This window comes from Modestobacter sp. VKM Ac-2977 (genome assembly GCF_026968045.1).
In the GTDB taxonomy this organism is placed as follows: Bacteria; Actinomycetota; Actinomycetes; order Mycobacteriales; family Geodermatophilaceae; genus Modestobacter.
In genome coordinates, this window is sequence record NZ_JAPVBQ010000002.1 from 458,167 (window position 1) to 481,311 (window position 23,145).

The 23,145-nt window shown below is 74.8% G+C and carries 22 protein-coding genes; 13 read left to right on the forward strand and 9 right to left on the reverse strand.

The window, feature by feature from the left end; all coding sequences use genetic code 11:
- Positions 1-8 precede the first annotated feature (8 nt).
- Together O2V63_RS09815 and O2V63_RS09820 are read left to right on the forward strand one after the other, a co-directional pair.
- Positions 9-149, forward strand: a complete 141-nt coding sequence (locus O2V63_RS09815; protein ID WP_269167353.1) for a hypothetical protein — start codon at positions 9-11, stop codon at positions 147-149.
- Between the two features lie 73 nt (positions 150-222).
- Complete coding sequence (locus tag O2V63_RS09820; RefSeq protein WP_269167354.1) at positions 223-1,959, forward strand: pyruvate dehydrogenase; 1,737 nt, start codon at positions 223-225, stop codon at positions 1,957-1,959.
- Positions 1,960-1,990: 31 nt separating this feature from the next.
- On the opposite strand, the gene O2V63_RS09825 is transcribed toward O2V63_RS09820, so the two are convergent.
- Both O2V63_RS09825 and O2V63_RS09830 read right to left on the reverse strand, forming a co-directional pair.
- Positions 1,991-2,284, reverse strand: coding sequence for a hypothetical protein (locus O2V63_RS09825; RefSeq protein WP_269167355.1), 294 nt, complete (start codon positions 2,282-2,284; stop codon positions 1,991-1,993).
- Between the two features lie 225 nt (positions 2,285-2,509).
- Positions 2,510-4,075: an HNH endonuclease signature motif containing protein gene (locus O2V63_RS09830; RefSeq protein ID WP_269167356.1), complete on the reverse strand. Its 1,566-nt coding sequence runs from the start codon at positions 4,073-4,075 to the stop codon at positions 2,510-2,512.
- A gap of 231 nt (positions 4,076-4,306) precedes the next feature.
- On the opposite strand from O2V63_RS09830, the gene O2V63_RS09835 reads away from it, so the two are divergent.
- Positions 4,307-4,729 carry a hypothetical protein gene (locus O2V63_RS09835; RefSeq protein WP_269167357.1) on the forward strand — a complete coding sequence of 141 codons (423 nt, stop codon included), beginning with the start codon at positions 4,307-4,309 and terminating at the stop codon, positions 4,727-4,729.
- Between the two features lies 1 nt (position 4,730).
- On the opposite strand, the gene O2V63_RS09840 is transcribed toward O2V63_RS09835, so the two are convergent.
- A complete protein-coding gene (locus tag O2V63_RS09840; protein ID WP_269167358.1) occupies positions 4,731-5,501 on the reverse strand; it encodes an SDR family NAD(P)-dependent oxidoreductase in 771 nt (256 codons plus the stop codon).
- 61 nt (positions 5,502-5,562) lie between these two features.
- Here O2V63_RS09840 and O2V63_RS09845 point away from each other — a divergent pair, with 61 nt between their 5' ends.
- Both O2V63_RS09845 and O2V63_RS09850 read left to right on the forward strand, forming a co-directional pair.
- Positions 5,563-6,159 carry a hypothetical protein gene (locus O2V63_RS09845; RefSeq protein ID WP_269167359.1) on the forward strand — a complete coding sequence of 199 codons (597 nt, stop codon included), beginning with the start codon at positions 5,563-5,565 and terminating at the stop codon, positions 6,157-6,159.
- 85 nt (positions 6,160-6,244) lie between these two features.
- On the forward strand, positions 6,245-7,081 hold the full coding sequence (locus O2V63_RS09850; RefSeq protein ID WP_036335229.1) for an HpcH/HpaI aldolase/citrate lyase family protein: 837 nt from the start codon (positions 6,245-6,247) through the stop codon (positions 7,079-7,081).
- Between the two features lie 51 nt (positions 7,082-7,132).
- Here the strand turns inward: O2V63_RS09850 and O2V63_RS09855 are convergent, their stop codons facing one another.
- A complete protein-coding gene (locus O2V63_RS09855) occupies positions 7,133-7,903 on the reverse strand; it encodes a putative protein N(5)-glutamine methyltransferase (RefSeq protein ID WP_269167360.1) in 771 nt (256 codons plus the stop codon).
- Between the two features lie 84 nt (positions 7,904-7,987).
- On the opposite strand from O2V63_RS09855, the gene O2V63_RS09860 reads away from it, so the two are divergent.
- Positions 7,988-8,695, forward strand: coding sequence for a sigma factor (locus O2V63_RS09860; protein ID WP_269167361.1), 708 nt, complete (start codon positions 7,988-7,990; stop codon positions 8,693-8,695).
- On the forward strand, positions 8,692-9,723 hold the full coding sequence (locus O2V63_RS09865) for a hypothetical protein (RefSeq protein WP_269167362.1): 1,032 nt from the start codon (positions 8,692-8,694) through the stop codon (positions 9,721-9,723). The genes O2V63_RS09860 and O2V63_RS09865 overlap by 4 nt, the downstream gene beginning before the upstream one ends.
- Before the next feature lie 6 nt (positions 9,724-9,729).
- Here O2V63_RS09865 and O2V63_RS09870 read toward each other — a convergent pair whose 3' ends face one another.
- Both O2V63_RS09870 and O2V63_RS09875 read right to left on the reverse strand, forming a co-directional pair.
- Positions 9,730-10,515, reverse strand: a complete 786-nt coding sequence (locus tag O2V63_RS09870) for a putative hydro-lyase (protein WP_269167363.1) — start codon at positions 10,513-10,515, stop codon at positions 9,730-9,732.
- Positions 10,512-11,225, reverse strand: a complete 714-nt coding sequence (locus O2V63_RS09875) for a GntR family transcriptional regulator (RefSeq protein ID WP_269167364.1) — start codon at positions 11,223-11,225, stop codon at positions 10,512-10,514. Before O2V63_RS09875 ends, O2V63_RS09870 begins: the two co-directional genes overlap by 4 nt.
- A gap of 164 nt (positions 11,226-11,389) precedes the next feature.
- Here O2V63_RS09875 and O2V63_RS09880 point away from each other — a divergent pair, with 164 nt between their 5' ends.
- The 5 genes from O2V63_RS09880 to O2V63_RS09900 are packed head-to-tail and all read left to right on the forward strand — an operon-like array spanning position 11,390 to position 15,582.
- The gene (locus O2V63_RS09880) at positions 11,390-12,637 is read left to right on the forward strand and encodes an NRAMP family divalent metal transporter (protein WP_269167365.1); all 1,248 of its coding nucleotides are present in this window, start codon (positions 11,390-11,392) and stop codon (positions 12,635-12,637) included.
- A gap of 14 nt (positions 12,638-12,651) precedes the next feature.
- Positions 12,652-13,413, forward strand: a complete 762-nt coding sequence (locus O2V63_RS09885) for a LamB/YcsF family protein (RefSeq protein WP_269167366.1) — start codon at positions 12,652-12,654, stop codon at positions 13,411-13,413.
- On the forward strand, positions 13,413-14,027 hold the full coding sequence (locus O2V63_RS09890) for a 5-oxoprolinase subunit B family protein (RefSeq protein WP_269167367.1): 615 nt from the start codon (positions 13,413-13,415) through the stop codon (positions 14,025-14,027). Before O2V63_RS09885 ends, O2V63_RS09890 begins: the two co-directional genes overlap by 1 nt.
- Positions 14,024-14,866 (forward strand): biotin-dependent carboxyltransferase family protein, encoded by an 843-nt coding sequence (locus O2V63_RS09895; RefSeq protein ID WP_269167368.1) that lies wholly within the window; start codon positions 14,024-14,026, stop codon positions 14,864-14,866. Before O2V63_RS09890 ends, O2V63_RS09895 begins: the two co-directional genes overlap by 4 nt.
- Positions 14,863-15,582 carry a hypothetical protein gene (locus tag O2V63_RS09900; RefSeq protein ID WP_269167369.1) on the forward strand — a complete coding sequence of 240 codons (720 nt, stop codon included), beginning with the start codon at positions 14,863-14,865 and terminating at the stop codon, positions 15,580-15,582. The genes O2V63_RS09895 and O2V63_RS09900 overlap by 4 nt, the downstream gene beginning before the upstream one ends.
- Here O2V63_RS09900 and O2V63_RS09905 read toward each other — a convergent pair.
- Positions 15,534-16,901, reverse strand: coding sequence for an MFS transporter (locus O2V63_RS09905; RefSeq protein ID WP_269167370.1), 1,368 nt, complete (start codon positions 16,899-16,901; stop codon positions 15,534-15,536). The genes O2V63_RS09900 and O2V63_RS09905 overlap by 49 nt on opposite strands.
- 73 nt (positions 16,902-16,974) lie before the next feature.
- The gene (locus O2V63_RS09910; protein ID WP_269167371.1) at positions 16,975-18,297 is read right to left on the reverse strand and encodes an alpha-amylase family glycosyl hydrolase; all 1,323 of its coding nucleotides are present in this window, start codon (positions 18,295-18,297) and stop codon (positions 16,975-16,977) included.
- A 123-nt stretch (positions 18,298-18,420) separates the two neighbouring features.
- On the opposite strand from O2V63_RS09910, the gene O2V63_RS09915 reads away from it, so the two are divergent.
- A complete protein-coding gene (locus tag O2V63_RS09915) occupies positions 18,421-19,854 on the forward strand; it encodes an MFS transporter (RefSeq protein WP_269167372.1) in 1,434 nt (477 codons plus the stop codon).
- A 64-nt stretch (positions 19,855-19,918) separates the two neighbouring features.
- Here O2V63_RS09915 and O2V63_RS09920 read toward each other — a convergent pair whose 3' ends face one another.
- On the reverse strand, positions 19,919-23,041 hold the full coding sequence (locus O2V63_RS09920) for an efflux RND transporter permease subunit (protein WP_269167373.1): 3,123 nt from the start codon (positions 23,039-23,041) through the stop codon (positions 19,919-19,921).
- Between the last annotated feature and the right edge of the window lie 104 nt (positions 23,042-23,145).

Consider the following 23,145-nt stretch of genomic DNA (forward strand, 5'->3'; position numbering starts at 1 on the left):
GGCCCGTCGTGCCGGAGGAGTCGGAGCGGCCCGAGCCGGAGGGCGGTGACCCGGCGTGCTGGCTGGACCAGGTGTGCCCGGCCTGCGGCCGGCTGACCGAGCGGACGGCGGAGGGTCGCTGCGCCGCCTGCGGGGAGCCCTGGGACTGACCGTTCATGTTCAGGTCACCGGCCTCGGGTAGGAGTGCGACGAGCCGTCGACCGCCGTCCTGAGGAGCTCCGCATGGCCCACCCCACCGTCGCCGCCCAGCTCGTGCAGATGCTCCGTGCCGCCGGCGTCGAACGGATCTACGGCGTGGTCGGTGACAGCCTCAACCCGGTCGTGGACGCCGTCCGGCACACCGACGGGATCGAGTGGGTGCACGTCGCCAACGAGGAGGGCGGCGCGTTCGCCGCGGCGGCCGAGGCGCAGGTGACCGGCAGGCTGGCGGTGTGCGCCGGCTCGTGCGGACCGGGCAACACGCACCTGCTGCAGGGCCTCTACGACGCACACCGCAGCGGGGCACCGGTGCTGGCGATCGCCTCGCACATCGAGTCGCAGGAGGTCGGCATGGCCTTCTTCCAGGAGACCCATCCCGAACGCGTCTTCCAGGACTGCTCGTACTGGTGCGAGGTGGTGACGCCCAAGCAGATGCCGCACGCGCTGCGGGTCGCGATCCAGACCGCCGTCGGCAAGCAGGGCGTGTCGGTCGTCGTGCTGCCCGGTGACCTGGCCGCCGAGGAGTCCGGCGGGCCGACCGTGGAGTCGGCGATGGTGTCGCGCCCCTCCCCCGTGCGGCCGCCGGCGGAGCAGGTGCAGGCGCTGGCCGAGGCGATCAACGCCGCCGGCACGGTCACGCTGTTCTGCGGCGCCGGTTGCCGGGACGCCCACACTGAGGTGATGCAGCTGGCCGGGCACGTGCTGGCCCCGGTCGGGCACGCCCTCGGTGGCATGGAGTTCATCCAGTACGACAACCCCCACGACGTCGGCATGAACGGCCTGCTCGGTTACGGGGCGGCGCACAAGGCGACGCACGAGGCCGACCTGCTCGTGCTGCTGGGCACCGACTTCCCGTACCCGGACTTCCTGCCGCAGGCGCGGACGGCGCAGGTCGACGCGGACGCCTCGCACCTGGGCCGGCGCAGCCCGCTCGAGGTGGCGGTGCACGGGGACGTCGGGGAGACGCTCCGGGCGTTGCTGCCGCTGCTGGAGCGCAAGACCGACCGGACCTTCCTGGACGCGATGCTGCGCGAGCACGCGGAGTCGCTGGAGAAGGTGGTCGACGCCTACACCGACCGGGTGGAGGAGATGCGCCCGATCCACCCGGAGTTCGTGGCCGCGCAGCTGGACGAGCTCGCCGCCGACGACGCCGTCTTCACCGTGGACACCGGGATGTGCAACGTCTGGGCGGCGCGCTACCTGACACCGAACGGCCGGCGTCGGGTGATCGGGTCGTTCCGGCACGGGTCGATGGCGAACGCGCTGCCGCACGCCGTGGGGGCGCAGTTCGCCGCGCCGGGGCGGCAGGTGGTGTCCATGTCCGGGGACGGCGGTCTGGCCATGCTGCTCGGGGAGCTGATCACCGTGCGGCTGCACCGACTGCCGGTGAAGATCGTGCTGTTCAACAACGCGTCGCTCGGCATGGTGAAGCTGGAGATGCTGGTCGAGGGCATCCCCGACTTCGAGACCGACCACGAGCCGACGGACTTCGCGGCGATCGCCGCGGCCGTCGGCATCCCGTCGATGCGCGTGGAGGACCCGGCCGAGGTGCGCGCGACGCTGGCCGAGGGGCTCTCGCGGCCGGGGCCGGTGCTGATGGAGTTCGTGACCGACGCGAACGCGCTGTCCATCCCGCCGGCGATCACCGGGGAGCAGATCAAGGGCTTCGCCATGTCGGCGTCGAAGACGGTGCTCGGTGGTGGCGTCGGGAAGATGATCGACCTGGCCCGCGCCAACCTGCGCAACGTGCCCCGTCCCTGAGAGACGGCGACCGCGTGGGCCGCCGAGTGGATCAGGCGGCTGAGGTCCTGGCGACCTGGCTGCCGTACCAGCTGGTCAGCAGGTGCGCGCGGACCGAGCCGGGCAGTGCGCCCCAGCGGAGCAGCGCTGCGCGGGCCGGCAGCGCGCTGGCCGCGGCCAGCTGGCCCAGCTCGCGGACCCGCTCCGGTCGCGGGCTGTTCGGCCCGCGATCGTGCAGGCCGGCGGTGAGCTGGCTGTCGAAGGCCGCGAGGATGTCGGCCTGGTGCTCCGGGTCGAACCACTGAGGGCTCCGCGCCGAGCTCGCTGCGAGGTGATGACGGATCACGACGTGCTTATCGGCTCGTTGGGCCCGCGCTGTGACCCGAACAGGGCCCACTGGCTCCCCGGAACTGCGGTCCCGCCCCATTGAGCACCTGTGTCACACCCGCACCAGCAGCCGCGCTCGCCCCGCGACCGCATGATGGCTCAACTCGCCCAGCCGACCTCCCCTCGCGAGCGGTGCGAGAGGTCAGCGACTCCCCCGAGTCCGGAGCGACCGCAGGCAGTGGGGTCAGAAGGGCGGCGGGTCCTCGTCGTCCGGCGGTGGGCCGCCGCTGCCGACCAGCTGGCGGACGGCCGGTGTGTGGAGGCCCGGTGGTCGGGTGGTGCGGGTGACGCCGGAGGGTGTGGTGACGGTCAGGACGCCGTCGTCGGTCATCGTGAAGCGCCACCTGGGTGCGTGGGTCTTGAGCCGGTGGTGTCGCCGGCACAGGCAGCACAGGTTGGTGCAGTCGGTGGCCCCGCCCTCGCGGTGGGCGCAGACGTGGTCGAGGTCGGTGCGCGCGGCTGGACGCCTGCAGCCGGGATGCCGGCAGGTGCGGTCCCGGGCCCGCACGAAGCGGTACTGGGCGGGGGTGGGCGTGTACCGGTCGACTGCGGGCGGCCGGTCCAGCACCGCGCACCCACAGTCGGTGCCTGCCGGGTGGCCGGTGCTTGCCGGATGGTCGGGGCAGCCGCGGCGGGCCAGCCGTTCCAGCTCCGGGCGGGTCACCGTGGCCCGCAGCGCGCCGGTGACCGGGTCCGTGAGGTCGATGCCCAGGGTGCCGCCGGTGGGTGCCTGCAGCCCGCCGGGGCAGATCGCGTCCAATTGCGCCAGCAGCTCCCGCAGCTGCCCGGCGGTGATCGGCGCCCCGTCAACGGTGGCAGCGTCCCGGTCATCGCACGGCGCGCTGCGCCCATCACCCGCTGAGCGGGGCGCACGACCCGGCGCGGCACGACCGTGGGTGGGGCGGGTGGGCAGCGCCGACAGCGGCGCCTGAACGTGCAGATGCGTGGTCACCGGCTCCCGCGTGTTGTCCCACGGCCGCAGGATCAGGTCAGCCATCACCTGCGCGCGCAGCTGACCGATCGGCCGGTCGTCCCCGTCGGCCTTCACCATCCGCGCGTAGCTGTCGACAGTCTCCCGGCACGCCGCGGCCACCGGCATCGGCATGGCCGCGATCAGCTCGCCCATGCCGTCGGCGGCGGCCCGGGTGGTCACATCCGCACACCGCTCAGCCTGCTTCCGTCGCCGATCAGCCGCCGCCTCATCCAGCGCGATCAGCGCCGCCGCCGTCCGCTCCTGCAACCGCCGCGGCGTCTCCCCCGCCACCGCCCACCCCAGCGCCTGGGCCTCCACCTCGGCCACGACCCCCGGCTCCACCCGGCCCCCAGCATCGACCGACTGCCCGCCCAGCGCCCGCACGATCGCGTTCGCCCGCGCCGGATCGATCAGCGAATCGGCCAACGCCGCCCACGTGGCCGGCAACTCACGCACCAGCACCAGGGACCGCTCGGCCAGCACCGTCGCCGCCGTCCGCGAGACGCCCGCCACCACCGCCAGCTCATCGGCCAGGAACTCCGACACCCCCACCGGCACCCGCACCGGCCGCCAGCCCTCGGCCCCGTGCCCCGGCTGCTCCTCGGACAGGTCCCACTCCACCGGCCGACGCCGCGCCAACTCAGCCACCACCACCGCCTCATAGGCAGCCAACTGCGCCCGCACATCGGCGATCGCGCCCAACTCCCCCACCAGGCCCGGGTCAGTGAACCCGCTCGGCGCGAGCACCTCCGACAACCGGGTCCGCCGACGCGTCACCCCAACCGGCGGTGGCGGCAACTCAGCCAGCGACGCCGACGCCGAGGACCGCGGCGACACCGTCACCGCCACCCCGAACCCACCTGCCTCGAACACGCCCCGAACCTACGGCCGGGGTACGACAGTTCTGCCCGGTCACGACAAGACCCCGGCCACGGATCGACGCACCCCTGCCGACCTCCGCCGGCGCCCTGGCCGACGTCTAGGCGACCGCCCGGGCAGACTCCGGGCGTGACCTCCGACCAGGGCTACGGACCAGACCACGCGACGGCGTTCGGCCTCAGCGCACACCACGTGATGCTGGCCATCCCGGCCGGCAGCGAGGACCGGTGCCGCGCCTTCTGGGTCGACGTGCTCGGCCTCGTCGAGCTGCCCAAGCCACCGCAGCTGGCCGCTCGCGGCGGCCTGTGGGTGCGTGGCGACGGGCTGGAGCTGCACCTGGGCGTGGAGGCCGACTTCCGCCCCGCCCGGAAGGCCCATCCCGGCATCCGGGTCCACGACCTCGACGGCCTGACTGCGTTGCTCACCGACAACGGCATCCCGATCAGCTGGGACACCGAGGGCTTCCCTGGCCACCGCCGCTGCTACGCCGACGACCCGGTCGGCAACCGTCTGGAGTTCATCCAGCGCGACACGACGCCCCCGAACTGGTGACCTACAGCCCGCCGGCCACCCGCAGCACCGCGCCGGTGACGTAGCCGGCCTCCGGCCCCAGCAGCCAGGCGATCGCCGGTGCGATCTCGTCCGGCTCCCCCGGGCGGCCCATCGGCACCCGGGCGGTCACCCGCTCCAGCCGGCCGGCGTCGCCGGCGCCGGCGTGGATGTCGGTGCGCACCAGCCCCGGCGCCACCGCGTTGACCCGGACGCCGTCGTCCGCGAGCTCCTTCGCCAGGCCCATGGTCAGCGCGTCCACCCCGGCCTTCGCCGCCGCGTAGTGCACGTACTCGTGCGCCGAGCCCAGCGTCGCCGCGCTGGAGGAGACGGTGACGATCGCCCCGCCCGGCCCGCCCCGCCGCCGGGACATGACCTGCGCCGCCCGCCGGACGCACAGGACGACGCCCAGCAGGTTCACGTCGATCACCTGGCGGACGACGTCCACCGGGGTGTCGGCCAGGTCGCCGAGATGCGCCGTCAGCCCGGCGTTGGCGACGAGCCCGGTGACCGGTCCCAGCTGTTCCGCCGCGGCGGCGAAGAGCGCGTCGACGTCGTCGGGGTCGGAGACGTCGGCCCGGACGCCGACCGCCCGGCCCCCGTGGGCCTGTGCTGCGCTGACCACCGCGGCGGCCTCCTCGCGCCCCGAGCGGTAGCCGACGACCACGTCGTGGCCCTGCCGGGCGAGGTGGTCGACGGTCGCGGCGCCGATGCCCCGGCTCCCGCCGGTGACAACGGTGACCGGACGACCAGAGGGCGACTGCGGAGGGGACACCCGCTGATCCTCCCCGCCCGGTGCCGGGAGACTGTCACCCCCGCCCGGCAGACTGCTCGACGTGGAGAACAGCCCCGAGGCCGCCTACCGGCGACTGCAGCCGCTGCTGGTGGAGGTGCGCGACGCACTGCTCGGCGGCCTGACCGTCAGCCGCGAGATCCACGCGGCGCACGGCTGGCAGCCGGCCGCCGACCGGCACCTGGACCACCAGCTGGTCCGCCGGGAGGCGATGGAGCGACTGCGCCCCTACGCCGAGCACGACGACCACCCGTTCGGCACGCAGCTGGAGCTGCTCGACCCGGGCAACGAGAACCTCGGGCTGCCGATGAGCGGGTTGATCCTGCGCACCCCGACCGAGGTGCTGCGGGTGTGGCACTCCGACGACGGCGAGCTGCCCGCCGCCGACACCCAGGGCCTGCGCGACTTCTACCGGCAGGCGCCGGTCGCCCAGCAGCGCCTGCAGCTGGCGATCGACGGTGCCCCCGACCTGCGCCGGCGCGACCACCTGGCGCTGCTGTGGGCCGATGCCCGCACGCCCGGCCGGGCGCCGGAACTGGTCCGGTTCGACCTCGTCCGTCCGCGCGACTGGGCCGGGCGGCGGGTGGACGTCGACTGGCGGGTCGGCCTGCTCGACCTGCTCGGCCGGCGCGCAGCCTGACCGGCCGGCGCCGGGCACCGCGAGCGACACCCCCGGCGGGCACCCCGCGCGGCACACCCGTGAGCCCGGACACCACAATGTCCCGGTGCACAGAGGCAGGAACGTAGACCCCGGAATCGCGCGCTCGTGGCTGCTGGTCAACGGCGCCCGCACCGAGCTGTTCGACGAGGCGCACGAGTCGCGCGCCGACCAGATCGTGCTGGACATCGAGGACGCGGTCGACCCGGCCCGCAAGCCCGATGCCCGGGCCGACGTCGTCGAGTGGCTCTCCGCCCCCGGCAACCGGGCGTGGGTGCGGATCAACGACCACGCGACCCCGTTCTGGGCCGACGACGTCGCCGCGCTCGCCGGGCTGCCCGGCCTGGCCGGCGTGATGCTCGCCAAGACCGAGGCGGCCGAGCACGTCACCGAGACCTACGACCGGCTGGGCGGCTCCACCCCGGTGCTCGCGCTGGTCGAGTCGGCGCTGGGCATCGAGGAGGCCGTGCGGATCGCCTCGGCCCGCGGCGCCTTCCGGCTGGCCTTCGGCAGCGGTGACTACCGCCGCGACACCGGCACCAGCGCCGACGACCTGGCGATGGCCTACCCCCGTAGCCGCCTGGTCATCGCCAGCCGGGTCGGTGGCCTGCCCGGCCCGATCGACGGGCCCACGGTGGGCACCAGCCACCCGATCCTGCGCGAGCAGTCGGCGCTGACGGTCTCCCTGGGCCTCACCGGCAAGCTGTGCCTGCAGCTGGACCAGCTCCCGGTGATCAACGAGGTCATCAGCCCGGCACCATCGGACGTCGCCTGGGCCCGGGACTTCCTGGCCGACTTCGACGCCCGCGGCCAGGTCATCCGCGACGGCAGTGACCTGCCCCGCCTCGGCCGGGCCCGCAAGATCGAGAAGCTCGCCACCGCCTTCGGCGTCGAGCCCTCCTGAACTGATCGCGCCAGCGGCCCCCTCCTCATCAGGGAGGGGGCCGTTCGCGTCTCAGGCCTCGCGGACGGCGACGACCACGGTGGCCGACAGGTCGTCGTCCTCGACGACCCGGGTCGTCAGCCCGGCGGCGGTGCACGCGGCCCGCGTCGCCGGCGCCTGCTGCCGACCCGTCTCGATGAGCAGTGCACCGCCGGGCGCCAGCCAGTCCGGCGCCCCAGCCGCCACCCGACGCTGTACGTCGACCCCGTCGACCCCGCCGTCCAGCGCGGCCCGTGCCTCGTGGTCACGCGCCTCAGGCGGCATCAGCGCGATCGCCTCGGTGGGCACGTAGGGCGCGTTGGCCACCAGGACGTCGACCCGGCCACGGAGTGACTCCGGGAGCGGGTCGTACAGGTCGCCCGTGTACACCGCCCCGGACACGTTGCGCCGCGCGCAGCGGACGGCGACCGGGTCCAGGTCGGCCGCGTGCAGCTCGACCGACGGGACGGCGGCCGCCACCGCCGCACCCACCGCGCCGACCCCGCAGCACAGGTCCAGGACGACCGAACCCGAGGAGGCGAGCGCGACCGCCTCCCGCACCAGCAGTCGGGTGCGCTGCCGCGGCACGAACACGCCCGGCTCGACGGCCAACCGCAGCCCGCAGAACTCCGCCCAGCCCAGCACCTGCTCCAACGGCTCGCCCGCCACCCGCCGCGCGACCAGGCCGTCGAGCTGGGCAGCCGACGCAGCCGCCGCCAGCAGCAGCCCCGCCTCGTCCTCGGCGAACACGCAGCCCGCCGCGCGCAACCGGGCGACGACGGCCGGATCCGGGTCGGGGGACATCGGCGGCCAGTGTGCCGCCTCGCTGACGGGACACGATCACCCCGATACGGTGCCGCCATCGACGACGGGCACGAAGGGGTGTGCGTGGACCAGCGGCAGGACGACTTCCCGGCGTTCGTGGCCGAGCACGAGCACCAGCTGCGCGGCACGGCCCTGCTGCTCACCGGATGCCCCGTCGAGGCCGACGATCTGGTGGTGGCTGCGTTGGCCCGGACCCACCGCCGATGGCCGCGGCTCGACTCCCCGGCCGCCGCCCTGACCGACGCCCAGGAGGCGCTGGTCTCCGCCACGCTGGGCCGGACGCGTCTGCCGGCGACCGGCCGGGGCGGTGCACTCGTGGCGGGACCGGAGGCCGACGTCGACCACCGGTGGCTGCAGGCGCTCGCCGACCTGGACCCGCGCACCCGGGCGATCACGGTGCTCCGACTCCACGAGGGCCAGGACGAGGGGGCTGTCGCGACGCTGGTGGGCTGCTCCCCCGCCGAGGTCGGGTCCGCCCTCGCCGACGCGCTGGAGAGGCTGGCCCCGCTGCTGCTCGACGACCCGGCCGAACCGGTGGCCGCCCCCGCACCGGTCGCCGTCCCCGGACCGTCGGTGACGTCGGTCCCGGCTCGGCCGGTGGGGCACGACCTCGCGCCAGATGCGGCCGACCCGTACGCGATCTACCGCCGCCCGGGGACCCCCGCCCCGCGAGCGGAGCGGCGGCCGGCATCGGTCCCCGCGCCCACGCCGGTCGCCGTACCGCAACACCCGGACGACGACCCGAACGCGATCTACCGGAGACCGACGTGACCGAGGACGTCGGCCAGTCGGTCGCTGCCCGGCTGCACGAGGTCGCGGAGCGGGCCCGCCCCGCGGACGACGGCCGCACCGCCGCGCGTGCCGTTGCGGTGGACCGCCGGCGCCGGCGGCGGGCCGGACGCTGGGTCGCCGGGGCCCTCGCCGTCGTGCTCCTGGGCACCGGCGCCTCGTTCGCCCGCTCGGCGGTGACCGAGCCGGCGGCGGCCCCGATCCCGGCCCCGGTCACCAGCGCCGTCTCCGTCGCGCCGCCACCGCGGCCGGACCTGGCCGAGGCGCCCGTCCGCGGGTCCCTCGCCGACGACGAGGAGTTCCTGGCCGCGATGGCGGTCGCACCCTGGACCGGCCCGGTCGGGCCGGACGGTCAGGTCGTCGACTGGGGCGGACCGGCGCCGGAGCCGGGCACCGAGCGGGTGGTCTACGCCGCCGACGTCCCCGGCGGCCACCGCTGGGCCGTGGTGCTCGCCCGGTCGGACTCCCAGTGGACCTGGACGTGGTTCACCGGACCGCGCGGCGCCGAGCCCACGGAGATGACGCCGGTCATCGGTGGGGTACCGCTCGGGACCGACGAACCGCTGGCGCTGATGGCCTCCTCGGCGGAGGCCGGCCCGCTGGTCGTGCTCGGCGGACCCGGTCTGGAGGCCGAGTACTCCCCCAGCCTGGACCGGGCAGCCAGCGGCGAACTGGTCCGCGACTTCACCCCGCTGCCCATCGTCGACGGGGTTCCGCAGGGGGTGGTGCCGATCCCGGTCATCTGGAGCGCCGGGGAGGTGCGGATCACCAGCAGCCCGGGGCAGCCCCTCTACCCGGTGATCGACCGGCAGCCGCCGTCCTGGCCGGCGTACCCCACCGGCCCGGTCGACGAGGCCCTCGCCGCCCCGTGCCTGGAGCAGCTCGGTCTCGACGTCGAGACCGAGCAGGGCCTGAGCTGGGGCGAGTCCGCGCGGCCGCCGATGAGCAGCGCCGAGGAGGCCGCCCGGGAGCACGAGATCGCCGCCTGCTTCCGGGCGGCAGAGCCCTGAGCCGGCTCAGGGCTGCCGGTACACCGCGTCCGGGACGTCGGTGACGAACATGTGCCCCGGGGCGTGGGTGATCGCGAACGGCGGCCGGGAGGCCATCAGTGCGGCCTGCGGCGTCACCCCGCACGCCCAGAACACCGGGACGTCGCCGTCGGCGAACTCGACCGCGTCGCCGAAGTCGGGCCGGGCCAGGTCGGCGATGCCCAGCGCAGCCGGTGACCCGACGTGCACCGGCGCCCCGTGCACCGCGGGCATCCGCGCGGTCACCTGCACCGCGGTGGCCACCAGGTGCCCGGGCACCGGGCGCATCGACACCACCAGCGGCCCGGACAGCCGCCCGGCCGGCCGGCACTCCCGGTTCGTCCGGTACATCGACACGTTGCGGCCCTGCTCGATGTTGCGCACCGGCACCCCGGCGTCCAGCAGTGCGGTCTCGAAGCTGAAGCTGCAGCCGATCAGGAAGGCGACCAGGTCGTCGGTCCAGAGGTCGGCGACGTCGGTGGGCTCGTCGACCAGCGCGCCGTCCCGCCAGACCCGGTAGCGCGGCAGGTCGGTGCGCAGGTCGGCGTCCGGGGCGAGCACGGTGCGGTACGACCCGGCGTCGGTGACGTCCAGCAGCGGCACCGGCTGCGGGTTGCGCTGGCCGAACAGCAGCATGTCCCAGGCCCAGTCCCGGGGCAGCACGACCAGGTTGGCCTGCGTGCGCCCGGGCGCCCAGCCCGACGAGGGGACGGCGAGACCGGCGCGGAACGAGGCCCGGGCGGCGGCAGGGTCGGCGGCGGGGACGAGGGTCATGAGCTCTTCCCGAGTCGGTCGCGGTGGGCGGCGCGGAGCTCGGCCTCCGAGTCGTGCAGGTAGACGTCCAGCTCCTTGGCGGCCTGCTCCACCTCACCGGCCACGAGCAGGTCGAGCAGCGCGCGGTTGCGGGTGACGTAGGGCTCGTGCAGCCGCTGCGGCACGGCGAAGGCGGAGAAGGCGAGCCGGAGCTCGGCGAGCAGCCGGGCCGTCGTCTCGTCGATCCGCCGACTCCCGGCCAACGCCACCAGCTGCTGGTGGAAGCGCATGTTGGCGGTGCCGGCGGCGCCCCAGTCGCCGCGCCGGGCGGCGTCCTCACCGGCGGCGACGGCGTCGTGCAGCGGCCGCAGCCGGACGGCGTCCAGCCCCTCCAGCCGGCGGACGACGTCGCACTCGATCGTCCGCCGCAGCCGGTACAGGTCGACCAGGTCGTCCTCGTCCAGCTCGGGCACGAACACCCCGCGGTGCAGCCGGTGCACCAGCAGGCCCTCGTGGGTGAGCAGCCGGAACGCCTCGCGCAGCGTGTTCCGGCTGACGTGCAGCACCTCGACCAGCTGCTCCTCCGACAACCGGGTGCCCGGCGGCAGGTCGCCCTCGATCACCCGGGCGCGCAGCAGCTCGGCGACCCGCTCGGCGGTGCTGGAGCGGTCGAAGCTGCGCACCTCGTGCGCCACGGTGCGCAGCCAGGCGGCGTCGGTGGGCTCGGGCATGCCGACATCCTGCCGTCTCCTGATGTGTCGGCGCAGTAAATTGTCGCGCCATCCTCTTGAGGGATTGTTCAACAACTCCCTAGGTTCGGTCGCCAACGGCACCACCCCTCGGACGGCGACCCCTCGCCACCGCGGGCCCACTCGACCCCCTCCCGGGAGCAGCCATGGCAGCCGAACCGCAACGCACCCCCGCCGAGCCTTCCACCGCCCCCAACGGGCGGCTCGCCTCCAGCACCCGCTCCACCCTGCTCGGCGCGATGTTCCTGATGGCCACCTCGGCCATCGGCCCCGGGTTCATCACCCAGACGACCACCTTCACCGTGCAGCTGGGCGCCGCGTTCGCCTTCGCGATCGTCATCTCGATCCTCATCGACATCGCCCTGCAGCTGAACGTCTGGCGGGTCATCGGTGTCAGCGGCCGGCGCGCCCAGGAGCTGGGCAACCTGGTCGCCCCGGGCCTCGGCTGGGTGATGGCCGCCTTCCTGCTGATCGGCGGGCTGGTCTTCAACATCGGCAACGTCAGCGGTGCCGGCCTGGGCACCAACGCCATGCTCGGGCTCGACCCGAAGCTCGGCGGGGCGCTGTCGGCGCTGATCGCCATCGGCATCTTCCTGAGCAAGCGGGCCGGGGTGGCGGTCGACCGGATCGTCGTCGTCCTCGGGCTGGTGATGATCGTGCTGACCACCTACGTCGCGATCACCTCCGGCCCGCCGGTGGGCGAGGCGCTGCGCAACGTCGTCCTGCCCGAGGACATCGACGTGCTGGCGATCACCACGCTGGTCGGCGGCACGATCGGCGGCTACATCGTCTATGCCGGCGCCCACCGACTGCTCGACTCGGGCATCTCCGGCCCCGGCCGGGTCCGGGACATCACCCGCGGCTCGGTCACCGGCATCCTGATCACCGCGGTCATGCGGGTCGTCCTGTTCCTGGCGATCCTCGGCGTGGTCACCGGTGGCGCGGCGCTCGACCCGACCAACCAGGCCGCGTCGGCGTTCGAGCAGGCCGCCGGCGAGGTCGGCCTGCGGGTGTTCGGCATCGTGCTGTGGGCCGCGGCGATCACCAGCGTCATCGGCGCCTCCTACACCTCGGTGTCCTTCGTGACCTCCCGGACGAGGACGTCGGACCGCACCCGCTCACTGCTGGTCGTCGGCTTCATCGCGTTCACCTCGCTGGTCTACGTGCTGATCGGCACCGCACCCACGACGCTGCTGGTGTTCGCCGGGGCGTTCAACGGGCTGCTGTTGCCGATCGGGATCGCCGTCCTGCTCTGGGTGGCCACCCGCCGCACCGACCTGCTGAACGGCTACCGCTACCCGCGCTGGCTGCTGGTGATCGGCTGGGTCGCCTGGCTGCTGACCCTGTACCTGGCGGTGCGGTCGATCCAGCCGGTCATCGACCTGTTCGCGTGAGGGAGGCTGTCGACATGACCCGTGTGGACCTGAACTCCGACCTCGGCGAGGGCTTCGGCCAGTGGACGCTCGGTGACGACGACGCGCTGCTGGGCGTGGTCACCAGTGCCAACGTCGCCTGCGGCTTCCACGCCAGCGACGCCACGATCATGCGACGGGTCTGCGCGAAGGCCGTCGAGTCCGGCGTCGCGATCGGCGCCCAGGTCGGCTACCGCGACCTGCCCGGCTTCGGCCGCCGGTTCATCGACGTCGAGCCCGAGGCGCTGACCGCCGACGTCGTCTACCAGATCGGTGCGCTGGAGGGCTTCGCCCGGATCGCCGGCGACCGGGTGCGCTACGTCAAGCCGCACGGCGCGCTCTACAACGCGATCGTGCACCACGAGGAGCAGGCGGCCGCGGTGGTCGCCGCCGTCGTCGCCTACGACCGGACGCTCCCGGTGCTGGGCCTGCCGGGTTCCGCGTGGTTGCGGCTGGCCGCCGAGGCGGGGCTGACCGTGGTGCACGAGGCGTTCGCCGACCGCGCCTACACCCCGGAGGGCACGCTGGTCTCCCGCCGGCTGCCCGGTGCGGTGCTGCACGACCCGGCCGAGATCGCCGCACGGTGCGTGGCGATGGCCGCCGGCGAACCGATCACCGACGTCGAGGGGGGCGAGCTGACGCTGCAGCCGGGGTCGATCTGCGTGCACGGCGACACCCCGGGCGCGGTGGAGATCGCCCGGCAGGTGCGCGCGTCGCTGACCACGGCGGGGGTCGAGCTGGCCCCCTTCGCCGGCTGATGCGCCTGCTCCCCAGCGGGAGCGCCGCCCTGCTGGTCGAACTGGACGGGCTGGACGACGTCCTGGCGCTGTACGCCGCGCTCAGCGCCGACCCGCCGCACGGCGTGGTGGACGTCGTCCCGGCCGCCCGCACGGTGCTGCTGATGACCGACCCCGCGGTCACCACCCTGGCCGCGGTCGCCGACGCGGTCCGGACGACGACCCCGCGGCCGGACACGCGGGCCGTCGGCGACACCGTCGAGCTGCCGGTGCACTACGACGGCGCCGACCTGGCCGAGGCCGCCGAGCTCCTCGGCCTCACGCCGGACGAGCTGGTCGAGCGGCACACCGGGGCCGAGTGGACGGTGGCCTTCTGCGGCTTCGCCCCCGGCTTCGGCTACCTCACCCAGCCCGGCGGGCAGTGGGAGGTGCCCCGCCGGGCGAACCCGCGCACCGCGGTGCCGCCGGGGTCGGTCGCGCTGGCCGGGGAGTTCAGCGGCGTCTACCCGCGCGAGTCACCGGGTGGCTGGCAGCTGATCGGGCGCACCGACGTCGCCGTGTTCGACCTGGCCCGCGAGCCGGCCGCGCTGCTCCGGCCCGGCACCACGGTGCGGTTCGTGGCGGTACGCCGGTGAGCCTCACCGTGCTGGCCACCGGGCCGCTCACCACCGTGCAGGACCTCGGCCGGCCCGGGCAGGCAGCGTTGGGCATCGGCCGCTCGGGCGCCTGCGACCGGGCGTCGGCCGCACTGGCCAACCGGCTGGTCGGCAACCGCGCCAACGCCGCGGTGCTCGAGGTGACCTTCGGCGGGCTCACCCTCCGCGCCGAGGCCGACCTGCTGGTGGTCACCACCGGCGCGCGCTGCCCCGGCGCCCCGCACGCCGCACCCACCCTGCTGCGCCGGGGACAGGAGCTGCGGCTCGGCCCACCGGCCAGCGGGCTGCGCACCTACCTCGGGGTCCGCGGCGGCATCGCCGTCCCACCGGTGCTGGGCTCCCGGGCCACCGACCTGCTGGCCGGGCTCGGCCCGGCGGTGATCGCCACCGGTGACGTGCTCCCGGTCGGCGAGCCGGTCGACCCGGCCCCGGGTGTCGACCTGGCGCCGGTGCCCGAACCCACCGCCGGCGAGCTCACCGCCACCGTGCTGCCCGGGCCGCGCGCCGACTGGTTCGGTGACGCCGGCTGGGCGGCCCTCACCGGGCAGGCCTGGACGGTCACCAGCGAGAGCAACCGGGTCGGCCTGCGGCTGGACGGCGCACCGCTGGAGCGGCTGCGCGCCGGGGAGCTGCCGAGTGAGGGGATGGTGCGCGGGGCGCTGCAGGTGCCGCCGTCCGGGCTGCCGGTGCTGTTCCTCGCCGACCACCCGGTGACCGGCGGCTACCCGGTGATCGGGTACGTGACCGACGCCGACGTCGACGCGTGCGCCCAGCTCCGCCCCGGCCAAGCGCTGCGGCTGCGCCCGGGCCGACCATGACCCCCGACGAACCCGTCGAGCTCGGGCGCGCCTCCGGGCCGCACGGCGAGGTGGTGCTGCGCCGGCGCGGGCCGGTGACGGAGCTGGTCGTCGACGGCGTCTTCGCGATGGACGACGTGGACACCAGCACCGAGCGGGCGCTGGCGGTCGAGGCGCTGCGCCGCTGCGCGGGCGACCGGCTACGGGTGCTGGTCGGCGGGCTCGGCCTGGGCTGGACGGCAGCCACCGTGCTCGCCGAGAACCGGGTCGCCGCCGTGGAGGTCGCCGAGCTCCAGCCCGCGCTGGTCGGCTGGGCCGGCGCCGGTCTGCTGCCCGGGCTGCCGGAGCTCCCCCGCGACCGGCTGGAGCTGCACACCGCCGACGTCGCGGTGCTGCTGGCCGAGCGGCCGGGACGGTACGACGCCGTCCTGCTCGACGTGGACAACGGCCCCGACTTCCTGGTGCACCAGGCCAACGCACCGCTGTACGAGGAGGCCGGGCTCGGCACCGCGCTGGCCGCGCTGCGCCCGGGCGGGGTGCTGGCCATCTGGTCCGCCGACCCGGCCCCGGCGCTCGCCGACCGGCTGGGCGCACTGCCGGGGGCGGCCGACGTCGAGCACCTGGTGCTGCCGGTCGAGCGCGACGGCCGGCGGTTCGACTACGCGATCGTGCTCGCCCGCCGGGGCGCTCAGCGGTCGGCCGGGGGCCCGTCCGGCCGCTCGTCCGGCCGGGAGTAGGCCGACGTGCCGCGCAGCCGGGCGCTGACCGCGGTGACCAGGGGCACCATGACGACGCCGTCCCGGGCCATCCGTGCGCGCAGCTGGCGGCGGTGGGTCAGCACCCCGAACAGCCCGATGGCCCAGAAGACGTACTGCACGGCGAACGCCGCCCGGAACGCGTCCAGCGAGTAGTCCGTGGAGCTGCCCGGGGTCATCGCGTCGAGCACGAACCCGATCGCCAGGATCGTGCACAGCGAGGCGAAGAAGCCGCCGACGTTGACGAAGCCGGTGGCGCTGCCCGACCGCTCGACCGGGTTCTCGGTGCGGGCGTAGTCGAAGCCGATCATCGACCCGGGGCCGTTGGTGCCCAGGACGACCACCAGCACGACCAGCAGCCACAGCGGCGCCGGGCCCGGCCACAGCAGCACGACGGTCCAGATCGCCGCGGTGACGCTGAGGATGCCGAAGACCAGGTTGGAGCGGCGCAGCGGCCACTGCCCGACCAGCCGGCCCAGCAGCGGACCGAACGCCATCCCGACCAGCACCAGCAGGGTCAGCAGGCCGGCCGCCGTCCCGGGTTCCAGCCCCTGGCCCACGGTCAGGAACGGGTACCCCCACAGCAGCGCGAAGACGGTGCCGGAGAACTGGGTGACCAGGTGCGTGTAGAGCCCGATCCGGGTGCCCGGCTCGCGCCAGGCGGCCGCCAGGTTCGCCCGGACGGCGGCCATGTCGGCGACGGTCGGGGCGGGCGTGCCGGGCGGGGCGTCGCGCAGCGCCACCAACACCAGGATCCCGACCAGCACGCTGACCGCGGCGGCACCCAGGAAGGTGGGCGTCCAGCCGGCGGTGTGCAGCAGCGCGACCAGCGGGTAGGCGGCCACGATCTGACCGACCTGACCGAGGATCCCGGTCAGCTGGGTGACCACCGGGACGGTGCGCCCGGGGAACCACAGCGGCACCAGCCGGAGCACGCTGATGAAGGTCATCGCGTCACCGGCGCCCACCAGCACCCGGGCCGCGACCGCGGTCGGGACGTCGCTGGCCAACGCCAGCACCAGCTGCCCGGCCGCCATGGTGACCGCACCGGCGACGATCATCTTCCGGGAGCCGAACCGGTCCAGCAGCACGCCGACCGGCACCTGGAGGCCCGCGTAGACGGCCAGCTGCAGCACCAGGAACAGCGAGATCGCCGACGCGCCGGCGGAGAACCGCTCCTGCGCCTCGATGCCGGCGACGCCGAGGGACGCCCGGTGGAAGATCGCGACCGCGTAGGCCACCAGGCCGATCAGCCAGATCACGTAGGCGCGGGAGGGCGTCCGGACGGCTGGCGAGGTCACGTACAGGGACGACGTCGTGCCGCCGCCCGTCCTTCCCGGATCCGGGTGTGCAGTTGCTCACCCAGGGAAACGATCACCCGGCCAGGATGGCCCACCCGTGCCCCGGGAGCGAGACGGCCGCGCGGTCGGTGCCCGGCTGCCGCACGGCACCGGCCCCGGCCAGCAGCTCCCCCGCCCCGCTGGCCGGCAGCGTCTCCTCGCCGTCGCCCAGGTTGAGGGCGACGACCAGTCGCTGCCCGTCGCCGGTCACGGCGTAGCTGAGCTGCCGGTTGTCCCGGTGCAGCGGCGTGACGCGGGCGGTGTGCAGCCAGCGGTGCCGGCGGCGCAGCCCGATCAGCTCCTGGTGCAGCCGCCGGGTGGGCTCACCGAAGGGCGCCAGCTCGTCCGGGGACTCCGGGAAGGTCGGCCGGACGGCGTCGTCCCCGCCGGCCCGGTCCTCCTTGACCCCGGTGAAGGCCTGCTCGTCGCCGGCGTAGACCGACGGCGTGCCGCCCACGGTGAACAGCACCGCCAGCGCGTGCGGCAGGTGCGCGACGTCGTCGAGGCGGCTGGCGATCCGGGTGACGTCGTGGTTGCCGACGAAGGTCAGCGGCACGAACGTGTCCAGGAACCCGTCGTGCCGGCCCAGCGCGTGTGCCAGCTCGTGCAGGTTGCCGTCGTTGAGCGAGCTCCAGATCGCCTTCCACAGCTCGTACTGGGTGACCGCGTCCATCGTCGACTCCCGCACCACCTGCGCGTAGTCGCCGTGGATGACCTCACCGACCAGGTACGCGTCGGGGTGCTGCTCGCGGACCCGGGGCAGCACGGTGGCCCAGAACGAGGTCGGGACGGCGTAGGCAGCGTCCAGCCGCCAGCCGTCGGCGCCGCGGTCCAGCCAGTGCGTCATCACCTCGGTCACCCAGTCGGCGACCACGGGCGAGGAGTGGTCGAGCGCGACCAGCTGGCCGTGGCCCTCGAAGGTGTCGTACTCCGGGACGACGCCGGGCTGCCAGCCGTCCGGCCAGCGCAGCCGGAACCAGGCTGCCGAGGGCGCGTCGGGCCCCCGGTCGACGACCGCCTGGAACGCCGGGTGCTCGCGGCCGACGTGGTTGAACACCCCGTCGAGCAGCACCCGCAGGCCTCGCTCGTGGGCGGCCGCGACCAGATCGTCGAAGTCGGCGTCGTCACCGAGCCGCGGGTCGATCCGACCGTGGTCGACGGTGTCGTAGCCGTGCGTGCTCGAGGCGAACACCGGCCCCAGGGCCAGGCCGTTGGCGCCCAGCTCGACCGCGTAGTCGAGCCAGGCGGTGAGCCGGTCCAGCCGGTGCGTCACGACCTCGGTCGCCTCGCGCTCAGCGCCCACGAAGCCCAGTGGGTAGACGTGCCACCACACCGCGTCCTGCACCCAGTCCGGCATCCCGCTCCCTCGTGATCGACCTGCACCAGCACCGCCGACGCTACCCACCGCTCCGCGGGCGGGACGCCGCTGGGCGGAAGAGGGACCCCCTCTCCGGTGCAGCACGCAACTACCGTCGCCGACGTGAGCGCTCCTCCCGCGTCGCCGGCCCGGCCGGCCCTGGTGCCGGTGCTGGTCTACCTCGCCATGCTCGTCGCGGTCATCAGCAGCCTCGGCGCCCCGCTGGTCCCGGCGATCGCCGCGGCCAACGACGTCTCGATCACCAGCGCGCAGTGGTCGCTCACGATCACCCTGGTGGTCGGTGCGGTGGCCACGCCGGTGATCGGACGGCTCGGCGACGGCCGGCACCGCCGCACCGTGGTGCTCGTCGTCCTCACCGTGGTGCTGCTGGGCAACGTGCTCGCCGCGCTGCCGCTGGGGCTGGGCTGGCTGGTCGCCGGCCGCGGGCTGCAGGGGCTCGGGCTGGGGCTGACCCCGCTGGCGATCGCCACCGCCCGCACCGCGCTGACCGGTGAGCGTTCCCGGTCCACGGTCGCGGCGCTGTCGGTCACCGTCGCCGCCGGCGTCGGGCTGGGCTACCCGCTGACCGGCGCGATCGCCGAGTTCGGCGGGGTGCACGCCGCCTTCTGGTTCGGCGCGGGTGCCAGCGTGCTGGCCCTGGCCGCCGCCGCGCTGGTCTACCCGCCCTCGCCCGACGTGCCGCCCCGGCGGCTGGACGTCGCCGGGGCGGTGCTGCTCGGCATCGGGCTCGCCACCGGGCTGCTGGCCCTCGGCGAGGCCGGCACCTGGGGTTGGACCTCACCCTCGGTGCTGGGGCTGGCCGTCGTCGCCGTCCTCGCGCTGGTCGCCTGGGCGGTGTGGCAGCTGCGCGCCGAGGCCCCACTGGTCGACCTGCGGCTGGCCCGCGGCCGGGTCGCCGCGACCGCGCACGGCGCCGCCCTGCTCGTCGGCCTGGCGAACTACCTGCTGCTGTCCTCGGTGCCCCGGCTGGCGCAGACCCCCGAGTCCTCCGGCTACGGCTTCGGCACCTCGATCGTGGTGGCCGGGCTCATCCTGCTGCCGTTCTCCGTCGCCAGCTTCCTGGCCAGCCGGGTCGGCCGGCCGCTGGACCGGGCCGCCGGGCCGCGGGTGGTGCTGCCGGTCGGCGCCCTCGTGCTCCTGCTGGGCACCGTGCTGTTCGGCCTGGTCCGCGACGAGCTGTGGCAGCTGTTCGTGGCGATGGCGGTCGCCGGGTTCGGCGTGGGCCTCACCTTCGCCGCGCTGCCCGGGCTGGTCGTCGGTGCCGTGCCGGCCGGGGAGACCGGCAGCGCGATGAGCCTGAACCAGGTGCTGCGCTACGTCGGGTTCGCGCTGGGCAGCGCGCTGAGCGCCACGGTGCTGGAGGCGCTCACCCCGGCCGGGGCGGACCTGCCGCCGTCCAGCGGCTACACCGCGCTGGCCGCGATCGGCTGCGGGGCGTGCCTGGCGCTGGCGGTGCTGACCGCCTTCCTGCCCGGCCGCCCCCGCGCCGAGCACCCGGCGGCCACGCCGTCCTCCGTCTCCCCCGCCCCCGAGTGAGCAGTTCCGGTCGCCGACACGCGCGGACACGCCGCCGCCGGCGACCGGAACTGCACAGCGGGCGTCAGGCCGGCTGCAGCTCCTCCGCCGCCGGCTCCGGCTCCGCCGCACCGGCCCGCTTGGCCGCCCGCCGCTCGCGGCGGGTCTCCAGCGAGGTGTAGAGCACCGGCACGAGCAGCAGGGTCAGCAGCGTGGAGCTGATCAGGCCGCCGATGACCACCAGTGCCAGCGGCTGGGAGATGAACACCCCGCCGCCGGTCAGCCCGAACGCCATCGGGGTGAGGGCCAGCACCGTGGCCGCCGCCGTCATCACGATCGGCCGCAGCCGCTTGCGGGCACCCTCACTGACCGCCTCGGCCAGCGGGCGGCCCTGCTCCCGGTACTGGTTGACCAGGTCGATCAGCACGATCGCGTTGGTCACCACGATGCCGATCAGCATCAGCACCCCGATCAGCGCCGGCACGCCCAGCGGGGTGCCGGTGACCAGCAGCATCAGCAGCGCACCGGTCGCGGCGAACGGCACCGAGACGAGCAGGATGAACGGCTGGGCGAGGCTGCGGAAGGTCGCCACCATCACCAGGTAGACGATCACCACGGCGATCACCAGGGCCAGGCCGAGGTCGGCGAAGGCCTCGCCCTGGTCGGCGGCGACGCCGCCGATCGACACCTCGGCGCCGGCCGGCAGGTCCAGCCCGTCGATCGCTGCCTGCAGCTCGGCGGTGAGCGCCCCGAGGTCGGTGCCGGCCGGGGTCGCCGAGACGGTCGCGCTCCGCTCGCCGTCGACCCGGCTGATCGAGCTGGGCGCCTGCTCCTCCTCGATCGTCGCCAGCTGGGTCAGCGGCACCAGGCCCCCGGCCGTCGGCAGGACGACGGCGCGGAGCTGCTCCACGGTCTCCGGGGCCTGCACCGGGTCCAGGTAGACCGGCGTGCTCGCGTCGTCGACGTCGATCTCCCCGAGCGGGACGGCGTTGGTCAGCCCGGCCAGGGTGCGGGTCACCTGCGCCTCGGTCAGCCCGGCCTCGGCGGCCGCGACCGGGTCGACGTCGACCCGGACCACCGGCAGCCCGGCCGACAGGTCGTTGGTGACGTCGGTGGCCCCGGGCACCTCGGACACGGCCTGCTGCACCTGGTCGGCGGCCTCGGCCAGCACGTCGGCGTCCGCCGCCTGGACCAGCACGTCGACCGTCGAGCTGCCGAACCCGGAGCCGGCGGCGGCCACGGTGACCTCACCGACGTCCTCGAGCTCCTGGGCGACGTCCCGGATCTCCGCGCGGGTCTCCTCGGGGTCGCCGTCCTCGGCGAGGGTCAGCGAGAACGTCGCCGTCGGCGTGCCACCGCCACCGCTGAACGCGGCGAACCCACCGGCCGAGCCGACCGTGGTCTGCACGGTCTCCACCCCGGCCACCTCGCCGAGCGCGCTCTCCAGCACGCGAGCCCGCTCGTCCTGCGCGGCCAGGCTGGTACCGGCCGGGTAGGCGGCGGTGACGGTGACGGTGTCCTCACCGGCGTCGCCGATGAAGTTGGTCTGCAGCAGCGGGGTGAGCGCCAGGGTGCCGACGAAGACGGCCAGCGCACCGGCGACGGTCCAGCGGCGGTGGGCCAGCACGCCGCGCAGCGCCGGGACGTACATCCGCTGCAACCAGGTGCGCCGCTCCGCCGCCTCGGCCGCCTCCCGCTCGCGGGCCACCTCGGCGGTGTCCTCGCGGTCGGTCTCCGGCGCCTTCAGGAACGCCGAGGCGATCACCGGGACGATGGTCAGCGAGACGACCAGCGAGGCGAGCAGGGCGATCGCGACGGTGAGCGCGAACGGCCGGAACAGCTCGCCCACCAGGCCCCCGACCAGCGCGATCGGCAGGAACACCGCCGCGGTGGCGATGGTCGAGGAGGTGATCGCCCCGGCCACCTCACGGACCCCGCCGAGGATCGCCCTGGTGCGCGCCTCCCCGTAGGACAGGTGCCGCTTGATGTTCTCGATGACCACGATGGAGTCGTCGACCACGCGGCCGATCGAGACGGTCAGCGCACCCAGGGTGAGGATGTTCAGCGAGAAGCCGGCCACCTGCAGCCCGATGAAGGTGACGCACAGCGACACCGGGATCGAGACGGCCGAGATCAGCGTGGACCGGACCGAGGCCAGGAAGACCAGGATCACGATGAGGGCGAACAGCAGCCCCAGGCCGCCCTCGGTGGCCAGGCCCTCGATCGACTCCTCGATGAACGGCGCCTGGTCGAACACCACGGCCACCGTGCTGCCCTCGCCCAGCAGCTCCCGCACCTGCGGCAGCAGGTCCTCGACGGCGTGCGAGATGTCGACGGTGTTGCCGTCCGGGGTCTGGGTCAGCCCGACCGAGAGGGCCGGCTGGCCGTCGACCCGGGAGTAGGACGTCGCCGGCGCCTCCCCCAGCTCGACGGTGGCGACCGCGCTCAGCGGGGTGACCGCGCCGCCGGCACCGGTCAGCGGGAGGGCGCGGAGCTCCTCGACCGAGGTGAGCCGGTCACCGGCCTGCACCGAGAGGGTCTGCTCGCCCTCGGTCACCGTGCCGGCGGGCAGCACCACGCCGTTCTCCTCGAGCACGGTGGTGACCGCTGCCGCCGAGATCCCGGCCGCCGCGAGGGCGCCCGGGTCGAGGGCGATCTGCACCCGTGGCTCGCTGGCCCCGGTGACCGTCACGTCGCGGACGCCCTCGACCTGCTCGAACAGCGGGACGACGGCGGAGTCGATCCGGTCGGACAGCGCGGCGGTGTCGCCCGGCGCGGCGATCGCCAGCTGCACGACGGGCAGGTCGGCCAGCGACCCGGCGAGCACCTGGGGCTCGACGTCGGCCGGCAACTGGGCCTGCACCCGACTGACCGCGGTCTGCAGCGCGGCGGTGGCCCGGTCGATGTCGGAGCCGTACTCCAGCTCGACGGCGACCGTCGCCAGCCCGGTGCTGGCCGTGGAGGTCGTGGCGACCACGCCGTCCACGGTGCCGATGGCCTGCTCCAGTGGCTGCACGACCTGGCGCTCGACCACGTCGGGCGAGGCGCCGGGCTGGGTGGCGACGACGGCGGCAGCGGGGATCTGCAGGCTCGGGATCAGCTCCTGCTTCAGCGAGCCCGCCGAGATCAGCCCGAACACCAGCACCGCGATGGTGGCCAGCGCCACCAGGGCTCGGTTCCGCAGGGACAGGACGGCGAGACGGGACACGCGTTCCTCCACGGCCGGGGCCGGTGTCGGGAGTGGACCCGGTCAGCTTGCACCGAGTAGTTAGCTTCGAACAAACTACCGGTGAACGCCGACACTCCCCAGGA

Coding starts and splice junctions, on each gene's coding strand:
- O2V63_RS09890 (WP_269167367.1), top strand. CDS start 13,413: ATGCGCCTGCTCCCCAGCGGGAGCGCCGCCCTGCTGGTCGAACTGGAC.
- O2V63_RS09820 (WP_269167354.1), top strand. CDS start 223: ATGGCCCACCCCACCGTCGCCGCCCAGCTCGTGCAGATGCTCCGTGCC.
- O2V63_RS09875 (WP_269167364.1), bottom strand. CDS start 11,225: ATGCCCGAGCCCACCGACGCCGCCTGGCTGCGCACCGTGGCGCACGAG.
- O2V63_RS09900 (WP_269167369.1), top strand. CDS start 14,863: ATGACCCCCGACGAACCCGTCGAGCTCGGGCGCGCCTCCGGGCCGCAC.
- O2V63_RS09870 (WP_269167363.1), bottom strand. CDS start 10,515: ATGACCCTCGTCCCCGCCGCCGACCCTGCCGCCGCCCGGGCCTCGTTC.
- O2V63_RS09885 (WP_269167366.1), top strand. CDS start 12,652: ATGACCCGTGTGGACCTGAACTCCGACCTCGGCGAGGGCTTCGGCCAG.
- O2V63_RS09880 (WP_269167365.1), top strand. CDS start 11,390: ATGGCAGCCGAACCGCAACGCACCCCCGCCGAGCCTTCCACCGCCCCC.
- O2V63_RS09910 (WP_269167371.1), bottom strand. CDS start 18,297: ATGCCGGACTGGGTGCAGGACGCGGTGTGGTGGCACGTCTACCCACTG.
- O2V63_RS09855 (WP_269167360.1), bottom strand. CDS start 7,903: ATGTCCCCCGACCCGGATCCGGCCGTCGTCGCCCGGTTGCGCGCGGCG.